The 16283-nt window shown below is 54.7% G+C and carries 14 protein-coding genes; 12 read left to right on the forward strand and 2 right to left on the reverse strand.

The genetic code is table 11. From position 1 onward, the window contains the following. Position 1 precedes the first annotated feature (1 nt). Positions 2 to 238 (reverse strand): hypothetical protein, encoded by a 237-nt coding sequence (locus ACN0V1_RS01065; RefSeq protein ID WP_417543629.1) that lies wholly within the window; start codon positions 236 to 238, stop codon positions 2 to 4. A 200-nt stretch (positions 239 to 438) separates the two neighbouring features. On the opposite strand from ACN0V1_RS01065, the gene ACN0V1_RS01070 reads away from it, so the two are divergent. From ACN0V1_RS01070 to ACN0V1_RS01080, 3 genes are read left to right on the forward strand one after another with little or no spacing between them, the layout of a single operon-like run. Next, entirely contained in the window at positions 439 to 3675 is a 3237-nt protein-coding gene (locus ACN0V1_RS01070; RefSeq protein WP_417543209.1) for a CHASE domain-containing protein, read from the forward strand. A gap of 4 nt (positions 3676 to 3679) precedes the next feature. After that, the gene (locus ACN0V1_RS01075; protein ID WP_417543210.1) at positions 3680 to 4591 is read left to right on the forward strand and encodes a diguanylate cyclase; all 912 of its coding nucleotides are present in this window, start codon (positions 3680 to 3682) and stop codon (positions 4589 to 4591) included. Continuing rightward, positions 4572 to 6767 carry an EAL domain-containing protein gene (locus ACN0V1_RS01080; protein WP_417543211.1) on the forward strand — a complete coding sequence of 732 codons (2196 nt, stop codon included), beginning with the start codon at positions 4572 to 4574 and terminating at the stop codon, positions 6765 to 6767. Before ACN0V1_RS01075 ends, ACN0V1_RS01080 begins: the two co-directional genes overlap by 20 nt. Before the next feature lie 85 nt (positions 6768 to 6852). On the opposite strand, the gene ACN0V1_RS01085 is transcribed toward ACN0V1_RS01080, so the two are convergent. After that, positions 6853 to 7443 carry a phenylacetic acid degradation protein PaaY gene (locus ACN0V1_RS01085; RefSeq protein ID WP_417543212.1) on the reverse strand — a complete coding sequence of 197 codons (591 nt, stop codon included), beginning with the start codon at positions 7441 to 7443 and terminating at the stop codon, positions 6853 to 6855. A 466-nt stretch (positions 7444 to 7909) separates the two neighbouring features. On the opposite strand from ACN0V1_RS01085, the gene paaG reads away from it, so the two are divergent. The 9 genes from paaG to paaD all read left to right on the forward strand — a co-directional run bounded on the left by paaG (position 7910) and on the right by paaD (position 16276). Next, the gene (gene paaG, locus ACN0V1_RS01090) at positions 7910 to 8701 is read left to right on the forward strand and encodes a 2-(1,2-epoxy-1,2-dihydrophenyl)acetyl-CoA isomerase PaaG (protein ID WP_417543213.1); all 792 of its coding nucleotides are present in this window, start codon (positions 7910 to 7912) and stop codon (positions 8699 to 8701) included. Between the two features lie 2 nt (positions 8702 to 8703). Continuing rightward, entirely contained in the window at positions 8704 to 10224 is a 1521-nt protein-coding gene (paaH, locus tag ACN0V1_RS01095; RefSeq protein WP_417543214.1) for a 3-hydroxyacyl-CoA dehydrogenase PaaH, read from the forward strand. Further along, positions 10221 to 10679, forward strand: coding sequence for a hydroxyphenylacetyl-CoA thioesterase PaaI (gene paaI, locus ACN0V1_RS01100; protein WP_417543215.1), 459 nt, complete (start codon positions 10221 to 10223; stop codon positions 10677 to 10679). The genes paaH and paaI overlap by 4 nt, the downstream gene beginning before the upstream one ends. Continuing rightward, entirely contained in the window at positions 10676 to 11923 is a 1248-nt protein-coding gene (gene pcaF, locus ACN0V1_RS01105; RefSeq protein ID WP_417543216.1) for a 3-oxoadipyl-CoA thiolase, read from the forward strand. Before paaI ends, pcaF begins: the two co-directional genes overlap by 4 nt. A gap of 115 nt (positions 11924 to 12038) precedes the next feature. After that, positions 12039 to 13346, forward strand: a complete 1308-nt coding sequence (paaK, locus tag ACN0V1_RS01110) for a phenylacetate--CoA ligase PaaK (RefSeq protein ID WP_417543217.1) — start codon at positions 12039 to 12041, stop codon at positions 13344 to 13346. A gap of 274 nt (positions 13347 to 13620) precedes the next feature. Next, positions 13621 to 14616 (forward strand): 1,2-phenylacetyl-CoA epoxidase subunit PaaA, encoded by a 996-nt coding sequence (gene paaA, locus ACN0V1_RS01115; RefSeq protein ID WP_417543218.1) that lies wholly within the window; start codon positions 13621 to 13623, stop codon positions 14614 to 14616. A gap of 15 nt (positions 14617 to 14631) precedes the next feature. Further along, positions 14632 to 14913 carry a 1,2-phenylacetyl-CoA epoxidase subunit PaaB gene (gene paaB / locus ACN0V1_RS01120; protein ID WP_417543219.1) on the forward strand — a complete coding sequence of 94 codons (282 nt, stop codon included), beginning with the start codon at positions 14632 to 14634 and terminating at the stop codon, positions 14911 to 14913. Positions 14914 to 14923: 10 nt separating this feature from the next. After that, positions 14924 to 15688 carry a 1,2-phenylacetyl-CoA epoxidase subunit PaaC gene (gene paaC, locus ACN0V1_RS01125; protein ID WP_417543220.1) on the forward strand — a complete coding sequence of 255 codons (765 nt, stop codon included), beginning with the start codon at positions 14924 to 14926 and terminating at the stop codon, positions 15686 to 15688. 30 nt (positions 15689 to 15718) lie between these two features. Next, positions 15719 to 16276 carry a 1,2-phenylacetyl-CoA epoxidase subunit PaaD gene (paaD, locus tag ACN0V1_RS01130; protein ID WP_417543221.1) on the forward strand — a complete coding sequence of 186 codons (558 nt, stop codon included), beginning with the start codon at positions 15719 to 15721 and terminating at the stop codon, positions 16274 to 16276. The last annotated feature ends 7 nt before the right edge of the window (positions 16277 to 16283 follow it).

The following is a 16283-nucleotide window of genomic DNA, read 5'->3' on the forward strand; positions in this document are numbered from 1 at the left end:
GCTATTGCGTGCCATCACCCCGAACGCCCAGCCGGTCGAGATACACATGCAGCTCGGCCTCACTCATATCCACGTACTCCAGCACCCTCCCATAAAGCATAACGGTGGGGACATTAAGCCCGTTCCGCTCCTTCTGGGTTTCCTGTATCAGATACAGAATAAGCCTCTCTGTGCGAGTCAGGCCATCGCGCACATCCGGAATAATGTCCAGAACGCTTTGCCACTGTTCGGGATCCATAATCACCTTTTTATTCCACACCGCTATAAATGAAGCGCCATGAATGCACCTGGCCTGATTAACGTACTGGCTGAAAACGACCGCTCCACAAACCCTCTCAGTTCGCACTCACTTGCTGTCGAGCTATAACTTTTGCGTAATCTCGGCTAGTGTGGCTTATCGTACCGTACATAAACCCATCACTCAGGCCAGACCAGTATATGGTAAAACTTCTGGGCGCTGCCGCTCAAATAAAAAACCTGCACTGGGTGGTGGTCGGTCTTTCCTTGCTGCTGACCATCACAGCCTGGCAATTTTCTGCACGAATTGCCGATGCCAGGGCTGAAGACCATTTTGACCAGAGGGTTCAGCAACTCAATGCATTATTGACGGACCGGATGCAAAAATACGAGCTTGCTCTGCTTTCCGGGGTCGGCACCATCCGCGCAAACGACGGCGACATTTCACGCACTCAATGGCAGCGCTTCGCAGAGTCACTTGCGGTACAAGACCGTTTACCAGGGGTGAGCGGGATCGGCGTTATTGAAAGGGTGCCGGAAAGCAATCTTGAATCCTATCTTGCGGAAGAGCGACAAGAACGCCCGGGTTTTCGCGTTCACCCGCCGCATACAGGAACCGACTTTTGGCCCATCACCTATCTTGAGCCGTTAGCCGGAAACGAAGCTGCCATCGGCCTTGACATGGCCCATGAGTCAAACCGCTTCACGGCTGCTCTGAAAGCCATGCGCACTGGCGAGACCCAGATTACCGGCCCCATAGTGCTGGTGCAGGACGACGAAAAGAAGCCGGGCTTTTTGTTTTTTCGTCCTTTCTACCGCACTCCGGAAGCAGGGCAACAAGAAGACAAAGAAGCGGATTTCCTGGGCCTTGTGTACGCACCGTTTATTGTCTCCCGGCTAATGGAAGGCACCCTGGCAAATACTAACCGACAACTGCATTTTCGAATCAGCGATGGCGAACACCAGCTATATAGCGAATTCAGTGAAACAACAGAGAACAATTACGACACCTCGCCCATGTTCCAGGCTTCTTACCCCCTGGGTATATACGGCCGGGAATGGAAGTTTGATGTCCAGACAACACAGCTTTTCGAAAAGTACAACGTCAGCAGGCTACCCACAGCTATTCTTTTAAGCGGCCTGACTATAAACGGGTTGATACTGGCCGCATTCATGTTGCTATCAAACGCAAAACGGCGGGTCGAACAGGAAGTCATAGAGAAAACCGCTGAGCTCAACATGCAGAAGCTGGAGGCCGAGTCTGCCGTTAAGGTGAAAACGGCATTTCTCGCAAACATGAGCCACGAAATCCGGACGCCCATGAACGCCATTATCGGCATGCTGGTGCTGTTAAAAGAAGCACCACTCAACGACTACTCACGGCGTTTGGTGAGCAAAGCGTTTTCAGCATCAGAGGTATTGCTGCAGCTTTTAAACGACATTCTGGACCTGTCGAGAATCGAGGCAGATCACATAGAGCTGGATTATAAGCCGTTTGAAATTGAGGCTCTTGTCCAACGCAGCGTTGAGCTATTTGCCATCGTTGCCGAAGAGAAAGGGCTGAAACTGCGCGTTAACATTGCGCCGTCAACCCCCAGGCGTGTAACAGGCGACCTCATGCGAATCTCTCAGATATGCACCAACCTGGTCGGGAACGCAATCAAGTTTACCCACGAAGGCAGCGTGAGCGTGAGCATCGGGTTTAGCGGCAGTGACAACACTCATGGGACGCTCAAAATCACGGTGAAGGATACTGGTATCGGAATCAGGGAAGAGGACCAACAGCGGGTTTTCGAGAATTTTCGCCAGGCCGACGAATCCACCAGCCGCGTTTTCGGTGGGTCAGGCCTTGGCCTGGCAATCAGCAGCCATCTTGCCCAGCTGATGGGCGCGACGCTCACGCTGGAAAGTGCTGAAAACCGGGGATCCAAGTTTACACTCATGATTCCCGTTGATCTGGCCGAGAACGAACGAAGCATCGGTACTCGCCATATTTCCAGCCCTATCCGGGTCTATCACTATGGTATGAAGCATAACCTTTGCCTCCTGGAGGCCTACCGGGAACACTGGTCTCTGGAACTGATACCGGCTAAAACTCTACAGGAGATCAAGTCGGTATTGGCAAACGCACCCAGTAATATAGACACTAAGCCTTCGATGGTTATTGTCGATATGGAAAGTATCGAAACAGACCTCATCAAAGCATTCGTGCAGGAACTATTGGGGGCTTCGGAGCAATATTTTCTGAAGGGACTTCTTCTGGTTGTCCCCGCTGGTTTCAAACGTGACTGGATGATCGAATTTCAGGACGCTGGCGGGCGGCTTGCATTCGAACCTTTGACACCCTCCAAGCTTTTTGAACAGCTGGCACCACAGCAGCTGGAGGAACACACGGTTATATCTGCCCCCCACCTTTTATACCAAAATCTGAAAGCGTTGATCGTCGATGACGTGCAGTTGAATTGCGAAATCGTTGCAAGCTATCTAAGCTCTTTAGGGGTGGACTCGACGTCTGTCCATAACGGAGCTCAGGCCATGCACCAGCTTGAAACCCACTCGTTTGATCTTGTTCTTATGGATCTGCACCTGGACGGTGAAACCGGACAGGATATTGTCAGTCAGATTCGAAGCCATGAGAACATCAAGCAGCCGGTTATAGCAGCTCTCTCCGCATCGATCTCCGAGCATGATCGCAGCAGCTCTTACGCCGCTGGTATGGACGACTACCTCACCAAGCCCGTTCTTCCCGGAGATATTCAGAGGCTGCTGCAGGCTTTTTTCAAAGAACATGCTACTACCCGCCCAATACCAGCCTCTGCCAGGTCGACAAGCCGACCGGAATACACTCCCAAGACGGGATTGCCTGGGTTCATTTCCCAACCTCTTTACCAGACTATGTTCGGAGCCGACCCGGCCCTTTTCAACCGCTGCATGCGCAGTTTTTTGGCCAGTTCCATAGAAATGACCGCTGACATCGAACGCTGTATACAGCTCAATGACCCGAGAGAAACCAAGGCCATTGCTCACAAAATAAAAGGGGCTGCGGCGAACATCGCCAATACGGAGCTGGTGAGCGTTGCCGAGCGGGTCGAACAAGCCGCTGAATCAGGCCAATCAATACCTGGCCCGGAGGCACTTCTGACAACGCTTCGGGAGCATGTTCAGGTGCTATCTGAAATAGCCTGGACTACCGAAACCCCAGCGTTGGCCGATAATATTCGAAGCGAGCCGATCCACCACACCATTACGCGAATGCTGCAGCGGCTGGGTAGCAACCGTGTTGCGAGCGACAGTGATATTGATCGGGTGCTGGAGTTTCTGCGCGAGAACAACGAAACCATCCTTGCATCCCGGCTAAGTCGGGCACTCGAAACCTACAAATTTAAAGACGCAACCGATCTGCTGTCGAAGATTGAACCTGAAAGCCAGGACAGCTAGCCCGATGGACATAAATAGCGCACCCACGGTGCTAATCGTAGAAGATGAACCCGTCGGCATTGCCAGCCTCGCTGGCATTCTGGGGGGCGCCTGCGAATTGATCATCAGCCAGAGCCTTGCTGAAGCAAGGCGGCTCGTGTCTGATGAAATAGATATCGTGCTTCTCGATCTGTACCTGCCGGATGGTTCCGGGCTTGATTTGCTGAACGAACTGAGAGCTTCACAACTGTATGCATACGTGCCCGTGGTCTGCATTTCGGCTTCTGACCAAATACAGGATATTGAAGAGGCCTTCCGGCATGGCGCAACAGACTATGTACTGAAGCCGTTCAACAAAACCATACTAAGCGCCAAAGTCTCTACGTTTATTGACCTCAAACGTAAAACAGACATGCTGGCAGAAGCAGCACTGACTGATCCGTTAACGGGTATTGGCAATCGACGCCTGTTCAATCAACAGCTTGATCTGGAGTGGCGACGAGCCTGGCGCCAGGAAAGCTCCGTTGGGCTGATATTGGTTGATCTGGATCATTTCAAACAGATCAACGATCGGTATGGTCACGCCCAAGGCGACTTATGCCTGCAAAAGCTCGCAACCGTCATGAACTCCAGTTTTGCCAGAGCCGGAGAAGTCGTTGCACGCCTCGGTGGTGACGAGTTTGTCGCACTCATACCCGGGGCGAATTTGCACAGCACGATAACAGCAGCAAACAATTTTGCCAAAGCCGTGCACACAGAACTCCACAACTGCCTGCAATTCGCGAAAACCTATACACCCTTCACTTTATCCATAGGTTGCACAGCGTATCAGCCATCGTCTTTATCAAGTACTGCCGAATTAATTGAAGCTGCAGACAAGAGCCTTTACGAAGCCAAGGAAGATGGAGGGCGCAATTGTGTCAGACCCCTACTTTGAGTTACCCAGGGAAAATGGGCCAGATGTTTTCAGGCCGAGCGGCAGCCCGAAGATCCTCGTAGTTGACGATGAACCCACTAATGTTCGCGTCCTGACAGACGCACTCAGTCAGGACTACGATCTGATTGTTGCATCCAGTGCCCCCGAGGCCATGGATATTCTTGAGCAAGGCGACAAGCCCCACCTCATCCTGCTGGATGTAATGATGCCCGGAACGGATGGGCTTCAGATGTGCCGCAACCTGAAAGCCAGGCGCGACTTACAACACATACCGATCATATTTATCACAGCCCTGAGCGACTCGAAATCAGAAGAGAAGGGATTTGCAGCCGGTGCCGTAGACTATATCCATAAGCCGATCCGCTTGCCTGCGGTCAGAGCGCGGGTGCGCACGCACATCTCCCTCAGTGGAATGCTTGATCACATCACGGCACTCAATCAGGCGCTCAAAGAACAGCTTGAACAACTCAACGGTTCCAATCTCCCCAACAGCAATCTGTTCGAGAGAGTTTTCATGGCAACCTCGGAAGGCATCATTCTGCTGGATGCCAGCGATACAATAATAGCGGTTAACGCAGCGTTTTCCCGCATTACGGGCTACTCCGAAAAAGACGTACTCAATGACAGTTACGCGCACCTGAGCAAAGACATTGATACTCCCATGAGCTTGGATAGCATCCGCACGCATTTGACTGAGCATGACTACTGGTCTGGAGAGCTTCATAGTCGCCGAAAATCCGGAGAACTTTATCCTGAGCTTCGGACAATCAGCACCATTCGCTCACCTGATAGTGAAATCACACACTACGTTATCGTTTTTAATGACATTTCCAGTGTAAAAGAAACAGAACAGCGGTTAGAAGAGCTGAAGTGGCGCGACCCGGTTACGGGCCTGTCGAACCGTGCTCTTTTTCTAAATCAGCTGGGTACCGTGCTGAAGTTCTGTAATCGTGGCAAGGTATCTACCGCAGTCCTTGTTATCGATATCAACAACTTTCGCTATATCAATGACACCTACGGTTTCAAATGCGGTGACCAAGTAATCAGAGAGTTCGCCAAGCGCCTGAGCAATGCTATTTTCGCAGACGACTCCATAGCCAGGCTCTCCGGTGACGAATTCAGCATAGTTCTCGCCCCTAAACAGTGGACTATTGATGACGCATATCGGGTTGTTCTAGCGCTCTACGATCGCATCCAGAACAGCCTGGCTGAGCCCATCCCGAATGAGTACAGTCCTGATCTGCGTCTTGAGGTAACCGTTGGCGCAGCCTTATACCCCACTGAAAGCTCAAATTCGCCGTCTTCCGCACTCCAACACGCCGAAACGGCACACCGCAGTGCCAAAGCAGCTAACCGGCCGATCGCCATTTTTGAAGATTCAATGAGCGATCAAATACGTCACCAGTTGAAGATTGAATCGGAACTAAACCGGGCGCTTGAACAGGATCAACTGGTGCTGTTCGCACAGCCCCAATTTTCACCTGACAGGGTTCTCTGCGCGTTGGAAATCCTGATCCACTGGGATCATCCCGAACGCGGCCTCCTGGGCCCGGGTGAGTTCATTCCGCACGCGGAAAATTCCCGACAAATTGTAAAAATCGAACGCTGGGTTCTGCGCAAAACGCTGGAGAAAATGAGTGCGTTGCATTGCATAAACCCCACTATCCAGTGTGCCGTCAATATTTCCATAAAGCACTTCGCGGAAGATGATTTTGTGGAAGCAGTAGAGCGCGCGTTAACCAACTCCGGGTTCCCCGCAGAGCTGCTTATATTGGAACTGACAGAAAGTGTATCGGCTGACAACCTGGACAAAGTTGTGGAAAAAATGAAGGCTATCCGCAGCCTGGGATGCTCTTTCTCGCTGGACGATTTTGGGACGGGTTACTCCTCACTGTCGCGGTTGCGGCGCCTACCCATATCCGAGGTCAAGATCGACCGGAGCTTTGTGCTGTTAGCGCCAGATGAGCCTATGGCTGCAAACATTGTAGAGATGGTCGTACGGATCGGCGAAACCATGGGGGTTCGGGTTGTTGCGGAGGGCGTGGAAACCCAGGCCCATGCCGACTTCCTGGCTTCCCGACACCCTCAGATATACCTGCAAGGCTATTTTTTCGGGGTTCCACAGCCAATTGACGTTTTTCTGGAGGCCCCGGACATAAACGTCGTTCCGGAATGAAGAAAGCCCGCCAGAGGGGCTTGCTGGTATCCCTGCTGCCGTTTTCGTTCGGCACAGGATCCATGGCATCCATGGCCGCGGGCGATTACCGGTCCTTCAGGTCATGCCCATCAATCTGCAGCTTTGGCCGATCAGCATCCACCTCGGCCAGCGGCGCGCACTCCCGCATGTTTTCCAGGCACCGCCGCGTCAGTGTCTGATATTCCTGGGTGCCACGCTGCTTCCAACTAACTTCTTTGTCGCTCAGCTGGCGCAGCACTTTTGCTGGCGAACCTACGATCAGTGACGCCGGCTCGCAGCTAAAGCCACTTTTTACGAAGGCTGCGGCACCCACGATAGAACGAGCAGCAATAACAGCCTCATCCATCACCACGGCATTCATTCCCACCATGGCGTCCTCCTCTATTACGCAACCGTGTAATACAGCGCCGTGCCCTATGTGGCCGTTGCGCCGGATAACCGCGTCCCGGCCGGGGAAGGCATGCACAACGCAGGTGTCCTGCAGGTTTGCACCCTGTTCCATCACTATACGGCCAAAATCACCGCGTAAAGACGCGCAAGGCCCGACATAACAATCCGGCCCTACATGCACATCGCCAATAAGCACAGCGGTGGGGTGTACGTAAGCCGATGGGTGTACCACTGGCGTTACACCATCAATCCGGTAACAGGGCATAAAGTGCTCCTCATAACATGTTTGTTTTTTTGTATTTTAGGCTACTTTTTCTGTATCAGAACAGATAGTACACGGCTTACAAAGTGACGGGGCCCGTTATAGAGTCTTTCACCTTCACCTAAGACTAAAGACCAAGAAAAAAAATAACCATAAAAATCATAAGCCTACAGATGCGCCAATTACCCTCATCATAACGTGATACAAAAACTTGTCTTGAGATTCTTGACCGGTATCAATTCGAACCTATACTCTTTCCAGAAATCAATAAGGTGGAACACCGCCCTGCGGAAGTCGCCTTGATAACAATCAGGCCTTACCGACAAACCCTTAGAACAACGCAATGCCGGAACCGCCATGCCACAAATACTGCTCCCGGAAGGGTTGGATCAGGGCGGTTGTCTGTCTGATTAAAACACCCACCCGATGCGACCAGACCGGGTTTCACTGCTATAACAAGGATTCTTCCATGACCGAGCAGAGTGTGCTTCTCGATATCGACCAGGGAATTGCCAAAGTCACCCTGAACCGCCCCAAGAGCCTCAACAGCTTTAACGTTGAGATGCATGAGCAGATGCGCGCCGCGCTGAAGACCATCCGCAACGATCACACCGTACGGGTCATGCTGCTTACCGGTAATGGCCGTGGTTTCTGTGCGGGCCAGGATCTCTCGGATCGCAACGTAAATCCCGGCGCCGCGGCTCCGGATCTTGGGTACTCTATCGAGACATACTACAACCCGATGCTGCAGGCAATTCGGGATCTTCCCATGCCGGTTATCTGCGCAGTGAATGGCGTTGCCGCCGGCGCCGGCGCGAACATTGCGCTCGCCTGCGACATCACGTTGGCAGCTCGCTCCGCAAACTTTGTACAGGCTTTTTGCAAAATCGGCCTTATCCCCGACTCGGGCGGCACCTGGACCCTGCCGCGCTCAGTTGGAATGGCCCGGGCCAAAGGCCTGGCTATGCTGGGTGACAAGCTCAGTGCTGAAAAAGCGGAACAGTGGGGCATGATCTGGCAGTGCGTAGAGGACGACGCACTGGAGGATGAAGCGATGAAACTGGCCCGCCATTTCGCTACCCAGCCCACCAAAGGCTTGGCGATGATCAAGCGGGCTCTGCACGCCAGTGCCGACAACAGTTTTGAAGAGCAGGTGTTGGTAGAGCGGGATCTTCAGCGGCAGGCTGGCCGCACTGACGACTACCGTGAAGGCGTTGCCGCTTTCATGGAGAAGCGCGCACCTGAATTCAAGGGGAACTGAGCATGCAACCACTTGCTACCGGTACACCCGTTGCCGTCATCGGTGCTGGCGCCATGGGTTCCGGCATTGCTCAGGTCGCGGCACAAGCAGGCCACCGGGTATTTCTGCACGACCAGCGCGAGGGTGCTGCCGAGGCAGGCCGCGAAAGTATCGCAAAACAGCTGCAACGCCGGGTTGATAAAGGAAAGATGGAGCAGTCTGCGCTGGACGCCCTTCTGGATCGCATCAAGCCGATAAAAGAACTCAGTGAGCTTGCGGAAGCCGGCATGGTGATCGAAGCCATCGTTGAAGACCTCGACATCAAGCGTAGCTTACTGGCCAACCTTGAAGACATGTGTAGTGAAAAAGCCATTCTGGCCACAAACACTTCGTCCCTATCCGTGACGGCATTGGGCGCAAACATGAAGCACCCGGCGCGCCTGGTAGGCATGCACTTCTTTAACCCGGCGCCACTGATGGCTCTGGTTGAGGTGATCAAGGGTTTGGCCACCAGCGATGAGGTTGCTCAATGCGTCTATGCCACTGCCGCGCAATGGGGCAAAAAACCCGTAACGGCAACCTCTACACCGGGGTTCATCGTTAACCGGGTAGCCCGACCTTTTTATGCCGAAAGCCTGCGCCTGCTACAGGAACAAGCAGCAGATAGCGCAACACTGGACGCCATCGTGCGCGAAGCCGGGGGCTTTCGCATGGGGCCTTTCGAACTGACCGACCTTATCGGCCACGACGTGAACTACGCAGTTACTTCCTCGGTTTTCAATTCCTACTATCAGGACACTCGCTTTCTGCCCTCCCTGGTGCAGAAAGAGCTGGTTGAAGCTGGCCGTTTGGGCCGCAAGAGCGGACAGGGCTTTTACAGCTACGCCGAAGGTGCGCAAAAACCGAAACCTGCAACAGCCGCATCGACCAGCAGCGATGCAGACGCGCTCATTGTCGAAGGCAACCCCGGCCCACTGGCCGCACTGGTAACGCGCCTGAGCGAAAGCGGCCTCAAGATCATCGAGCGGGATGGCCCGGGCCGCCTGCAGTTTGGCGAAGCCGTACTGGCACTGACCGATGGTCGCATGGCGACCGAGCGCGCCGCTGCAGAAGCCAACAACAATCTGATTCTGCTGGATCTGGCGTTCGATTATGCCAACGCCAGCCGCCTCGCAATCGCCGCAGCCGATCAGGCGTCATCACAGGCTACTAATGACGCCTGCGCCCTGTTGCAGAAAGCCGGCATTGCAGTAAGTCAAGTCGCTGATCGCCCGGGGCTGGTGATCATGCGCACTGTGGCTACGCTTGTTAATGAGGCCGCAGACGCATATTTACACGGCGTTGCGTCGGTCAGCGATATCGACCTTGCCATGAAAGCCGGCCTTAATTATCCCGAAGGCCCGCTGCGCTGGAGCGACAACCTTGGTTGCAGCCTGGTACACCGGGTACTGACACACATTCAGCAAAGTTACGGGGAAGACCGCTACCGGCCTGCCTTGTTGCTGCGAAAAAACCGGTTCGCCGAAAGGGGGTTCTATTCATGAGCAACGAGCATCACGCACCCGATGCGCAAAAACTGGCACAGGACTGCGCCGAATCCATGTACGACCGGGACCTTGCCAGTCGCAACCTCGGCATGAAGATTACCCACGTAGCTCCGGGCAAAGCCACGGTTACAATGCCGGTCACCAGCACCATGATTCAGGGCCACGGCTCCTGTCATGGCGGCTACCTGTTTACCCTGGCGGATTCGGCCTTTGCCTTTGCCTGCAACAGCTACAATAAAGCGACGGTGGCATCCGGTTGCTCCATTGAGTACATGCTTGGAGCCCGTGAAGGCGATCTACTCACAGCCAATGCGGTTGAGCAGTCCCGTGGCAACCGCACCGGCGTGTACGACATTACTGTCACCAACCAGAACGGCCATGTAATAGCCCTGTTTCGCGGCAAATCCTACCAGGTACGCGGCGAAGTCATCCAGTCGGAGAATGATCAATGAGTAACGAAAAACGCCTGCAAGATGCCTACATAGTAGATGCTGTACGTACACCGGTTGGCCGTTACGGCGGCGCCCTTGCAACCGTGCGCGCTGACGACCTGGGTGCCATTCCCATGAAGGCACTGAAAGAACGCCACAGCGAACTGGACTGGTCGGCAATCGACGACGTGCTGTACGGCTGCGCCAACCAGGCCGGTGAAGACAACCGCGACGTAGCTCGTATGTCATTGCTGCTGGCAGGTTTGCCGATCGATGTACCGGGCGCCACCATCAACCGCCTGTGCGGTTCCGGTATGGACGCCATCGGCAGCGCTGCCCGCGCATTGCGTACGGGTGAAGCCGGCCTGATGCTGGCGGGTGGAGTGGAATCCATGTCACGCGCACCTTTCGTGATGGGCAAGGCCGATTCCGCTTTCAGTCGTAAAGCCGAAATGTTCGACACCACCATCGGCTGGCGCTTCGTTAACCCGTTGCTGAAAAAGCAGTACGGCATTGATTCAATGCCCGAGACAGCCGAGAACGTCGCCTCTGACTTCAGTATTTCCCGTGAAGATCAGGATGCTTTCGCCTTGCGCAGCCAGCAACGCACCGCTGCAGCCCAGAAAGCGGGCCGCTTTGACAATGAAATCGTGCCGGTAAGTGTGCCCCGCCGTAAGCAGGACCCGCTCGTTGTTGATACCGATGAACACCCCCGGGAAACCAGCCTGGAAAAGCTTGCGAGCCTGGGAACACCCTTCCGTGAAAACGGCAGCGTGACGGCGGGCAACGCCTCCGGCGTAAACGACGGCGCCTGCGCCCTGTTACTGGCCAGCGGCGATGCCCTGAAGCAACACAACCTCAAACCCCGCGCCCGGGTTGTTGCCATGGCTACAGCCGGTGTTGAGCCGCGCATTATGGGCATGGGACCGGCGCCAGCTACCCGCAAGGTACTCAAGACTGCCGGCCTTGAGCTGGCCGATATGGACGTGATCGAGCTTAACGAAGCCTTCGCCGCCCAGGCACTGGCCGTGCTGCGCGATCTGGGCCTGCCAGACGATGCCGAACACGTGAACCCGAATGGTGGCGCCATTGCTTTGGGCCACCCGCTGGGTATGAGCGGGGCACGCCTTGTGACCACCGCGTTGAATGAACTGGAACGCCGTCATCAGCAGGGCCAAAGCGCCCGTTATGCCCTGTGCACCATGTGCATCGGCGTAGGCCAGGGCATTGCGCTGATTATCGAGCGCGTCGACAGCGCCGAATGATTAGAGAGTGGTTAGAGAGTGATTGAAACGGCCCGGGCAACCCCGAGCCGGTTACACGAACAGAAACTTGCCCGGCCGAAAAACCGGGGCGACAAGAACAAGACAGGAAGCATCCATGAATCTACCCATGCATAAACTCGGAAAACTGGACCGGATGGAAACGGCCAGCGTGGACGAACTGCGCCATGAGCAGCTGCAACGCCTGCGTTGGAGCGTTTGGCATGCCTATACCAACGTGCCGCACTACCGCAACGCGTTTGACGCCATTGGCCTCAAACCGATGGACATCAACAGCCTGGAAGACATCGCCAGAATTCCGTTTACCGGTAAAAACGACCTGCGGGAAAACTATCCGTTTAACATGTTCGCAGTCCCCATGAAGAAAGTCGTCCGGGTACACGCATCCAGCGGCACCACCGGCAAGCCCACCGTCGTGGGCTACACCCAAAGCGACATTGAAACCTGGGCTGACATAGTCGCCCGCTCCATCCGCGCCGGCGGTGGTAGCGCCGGGGACAAGATTCATATTGCCTATGGTTATGGCCTGTTCACCGGCGGCCTTGGTGCCCACTACGGTGCCGAGCGCCTTGGCTGTACTGTTATTCCCATGTCGGGCGGCCAGACCGAGAAACAGGTTCAGCTGATCAAGGATTTTGAGCCTGACATCATCATGGTCACGCCCTCCTACATGCTGAACATTGCGGATGAAATCGACCGCCAGGGCATTGACCCCAAGAAGCTGCCGCTGCGTCTGGGTATTTTTGGGGCCGAGCCCTGGACCAACGAAATGCGCACAGAACTGGAAGATCGTCTCGATATCCAGGCGCTTGATATCTATGGCCTTTCGGAAGTTATGGGCCCGGGCGTTGGCATGGAGTGCCTGGAAACCAAAGATGGCCCGACCATCTGGGAAGACCACTTTTATCCGGAAATCATCAACCCGGAAACCGGTGAAGTGCTGCCCGACGGCGAATACGGCGAACTGGTGTTCACCTCACTCACAAAAGTCGCCATGCCGGTACTGCGTTACCGCACACGCGACCTTACCCGACTGCTGCCAGGCACGGCCCGCCCGATGCGCCGTATCGATAAAATCACCGGCCGCAGCGACGACATGCTCATTATCCGTGGGGTAAACGTATTCCCTACACAGATTGAAGAACAGGTGCTCAAGTGCCGCGCCCTGGCACCTCACTACGAAATCGAGGTGTACAAGAAAGGCAACCTGGATTGCGTGGATGTCCGGGTTGAGCTGAAAGCGGACGCAAAAGGAGCGGACATCAAAGAAAACACGGCTAAAGAGCTGGCCCACCACATCAAGTCCTACATCGGCATCAGCACCAAAATACAGGTGCAGGATGCGGGAACCATGAGCCGATCTGAAGGCAAGGCCAAGCGGGTATTTGACCGTCGCAAGGATTGATTCCTATAGCCGGGCAAACAGACACAACGCCCGGTCATTTATTTTTTCTTCACGTTCATGAAAATCAAAAGCAATCATTAATAGAAAATTGTTAGTTGTTGATTTTCAATCAGTTAAAGATGATGCAAAAGTGTTACAAGGCAGACATGATACAAAATTATGATCCTTGATATTTATTCAGTATCATATAGTATGAAGTCATAGCTCGTGATTCGTCACGGTGCACTGTCGTTTAAAGACCGCAGACAAAAACAAGTCAGATTCGGAGAGAGTTATGTACGCACAGATGGTTGATACCGGTACAAAGCGCCTCAAGACCCTGGAAGAGATGTCTCCCGAAGAAAGGGACTTCCAGGAAAAGGTAGACGCTGAAACCAAGATTGAAGCCAAGAACTGGATGCCCGACGCCTATCGTAAAACGTTGATCCGCCAGATCTCCCAGCACGCCCACTCGGAAATCGTCGGCATGCTGCCGGAAGGCAACTGGGTTACCCGCGCGCCTTCGCTCAAACGCAAGCTGCAGCTTATGGCCAAGATTCAGGACGAAGCAGGCCACGGCCTGTACCTGTACAGCGCCATGGAAACCCTGGGCGCCGATCGCGATGAAGAAATCCAGAAGCTGCACGACGGCAAAGCCAAGTACTCGAGCATCTTCAACTACCCGACCCTGAACTGGGCCGACATGGGTGCAGTCGGCTGGCTGGTTGATGGCGCGGCCATCGTGAACCAGGTGGTTCTGCAACGTACGTCTTATGGCCCCTATTCCCGCGCCATGGTGCGCATCTGTAAGGAAGAGAGCTTCCACCAGCGTCAGGGTTATCAGATCTTGCTGGACATGATGCGTGAAGGCACCCAGGAGCAGAAGGATATGGTGCAGGACGCCATTAACCGTCTGTGGTGGCCGGCGCTGATGATGTTCGGCCCGCACGATGACGAATCTCCCAACTCCCAGCAGTCCATGGTCTGGAAGATCAAGCGCAAGAGTAACGACGAACTGCGCCAGATGTTCATTGATCAAACCATTCCACAGCTCGAATTCCTCGGCTGTACGGTGCCTGATCCGGACCTGAAGTGGAACGAGGAGCGCGGCCATTATGATTTCGGTGAAATCAACTGGAAAGAGTTCTACGACGTGCTTAAGGGTGATGGCCCCTGCAACCATGAGCGGATTTCCACTCGCCGCAAAGCAATTGACGAAGGCGCTTGGGTACGGGAAGCCGCCGTTGCCTATGCCGCAAAACAAAAACAGCGCGCTGCCAAAGCCGCGTAAACAGGAGAAATGACAATGTCTGAATGGCGCCTTTACGAAGTCTTCGTACGCAGCAAGCACGGCCTTAACCACAAACACGTGGGTAGTGTGCACGCTTCCGATAATGAAATGGCCATGGAAAACGCTCGTGATCTCTACACCCGTCGTAGCGAAGGGGTGAGCATCTGGGTTGTTCCGTCTGAAACCATCACAGCCTCTGCGTCGGACGAGAAAGAGATTCTTTTCGATCCTTCTGAAGACAAGGTTTACCGGCACGCTTCCTTCTACAAGCTGCCTGACGAAGTCGGGCACATGTAAGGAGCGACCCATGACACAGCAACAAGTTTTACAGGAATACCTGCTCCGCCTGGCGGACTCCGACATGATTCTGGGCCAACGTCTCAGCGAATTAACGGGCAAGGCCCCGGCTGTTGAAGAAGAACTGGCAGTGATGAACGTGGCGCTCGATCTGGTGGGCCAGGCCCGCAACTGGTACGAATACGCCGCTGAACTGATCGACGACGGCCGCGACGCCGACAAACTGGTCTTTCTGCGGGATGCCCACGACTATCGCAACCTGCTGATGGTTGAGCAGCCGAATGACGACTACGCCGTCACCATGGCACGCCAGTTTTTCTTTGATGTGTGGCACTACTTCACAATGAAAAGCCTGGTGAACGCCAGCGATGAGCGTGTTGCCAACATTGCAGCCAAGGCCGTCAAAGAAGCTACCTATCACCTGCGCCGCTCTTCGGAGTGGGTAAAGCGCATGGGCGACGGCACCGAAGAAAGCCACCGCCGCATTCAGGATGCCTTCAACTTGTTATGGCGTTTCACCGGTGAACTGGTAACTCCGGATGAAATCGACCACGCCATGTTCGAGGCGGGCATTGGCCCTGACCCTGAGCAACTGAAGCAGGACTGGTTCGGCATGGTGCGCGAAGTCGCAGCACAAGCCACCCTGACAACCGGCGAGGAAGACGCCTGGATGTACATGGGCGGCAAGCGCGGCGAGCACACCGAGCACCTGGGGCACATCCTGGCCGTGATGCAGTTTCTGCCTCGCGCCTACCCGGATGCGACGACCTGGTAACCGGTCTGATTAACAAAGGGGAGTCTTCCGGTGAATGAACGTGAACCATCGTCTGTAGACGTGCTGATTGCCAGCGATCGGGTGCCGGCCAACGCCCACCCGGAACTGCTGACAGAAGACGCCATCTGGGCCTTGCTGGATAACGTCAAAGATCCGGAAGTACCTGCGGTCAGTGTTGTGGAGCTGGGTATCGTTCGCAGCCTGAGCTGGGATGGCAAACATCTGAGCGTGGATGTAACACCCACCTACTCCGGCTGCCCCGCGACCGAGCTGATTGAAGAGCTGATCGAGGAAGCCCTGCGCGCAGCCGGCATTCGCGACCCGCAGATCAATCGCGTGTTAACGCCGGCCTGGACCACAGACTGGATAACCGGGGAAGGCCGGAAAAAACTCCGAGCTTTTGGCATAGCACCGCCCCAGGGCAGTGCCAGCAAAATGAGCCTTCTGGGCGCCGATGAAGTGATTGCTTGCCCGCTGTGCGGCAGCAAGAACAGCGAGCGCATCAGCGAATTCGGCTCTACTGCCTGCAAGGCGCTATACCGCTGCCTTGATTGCCGTGAACCCTTCGACTACTTCAAATGCATATAGAGCCGAT

The organism is Marinobacter sp., from assembly GCF_048266785.1.
In the GTDB taxonomy this organism is placed as follows: Bacteria; Pseudomonadota; Gammaproteobacteria; order Pseudomonadales; family Oleiphilaceae; genus Marinobacter.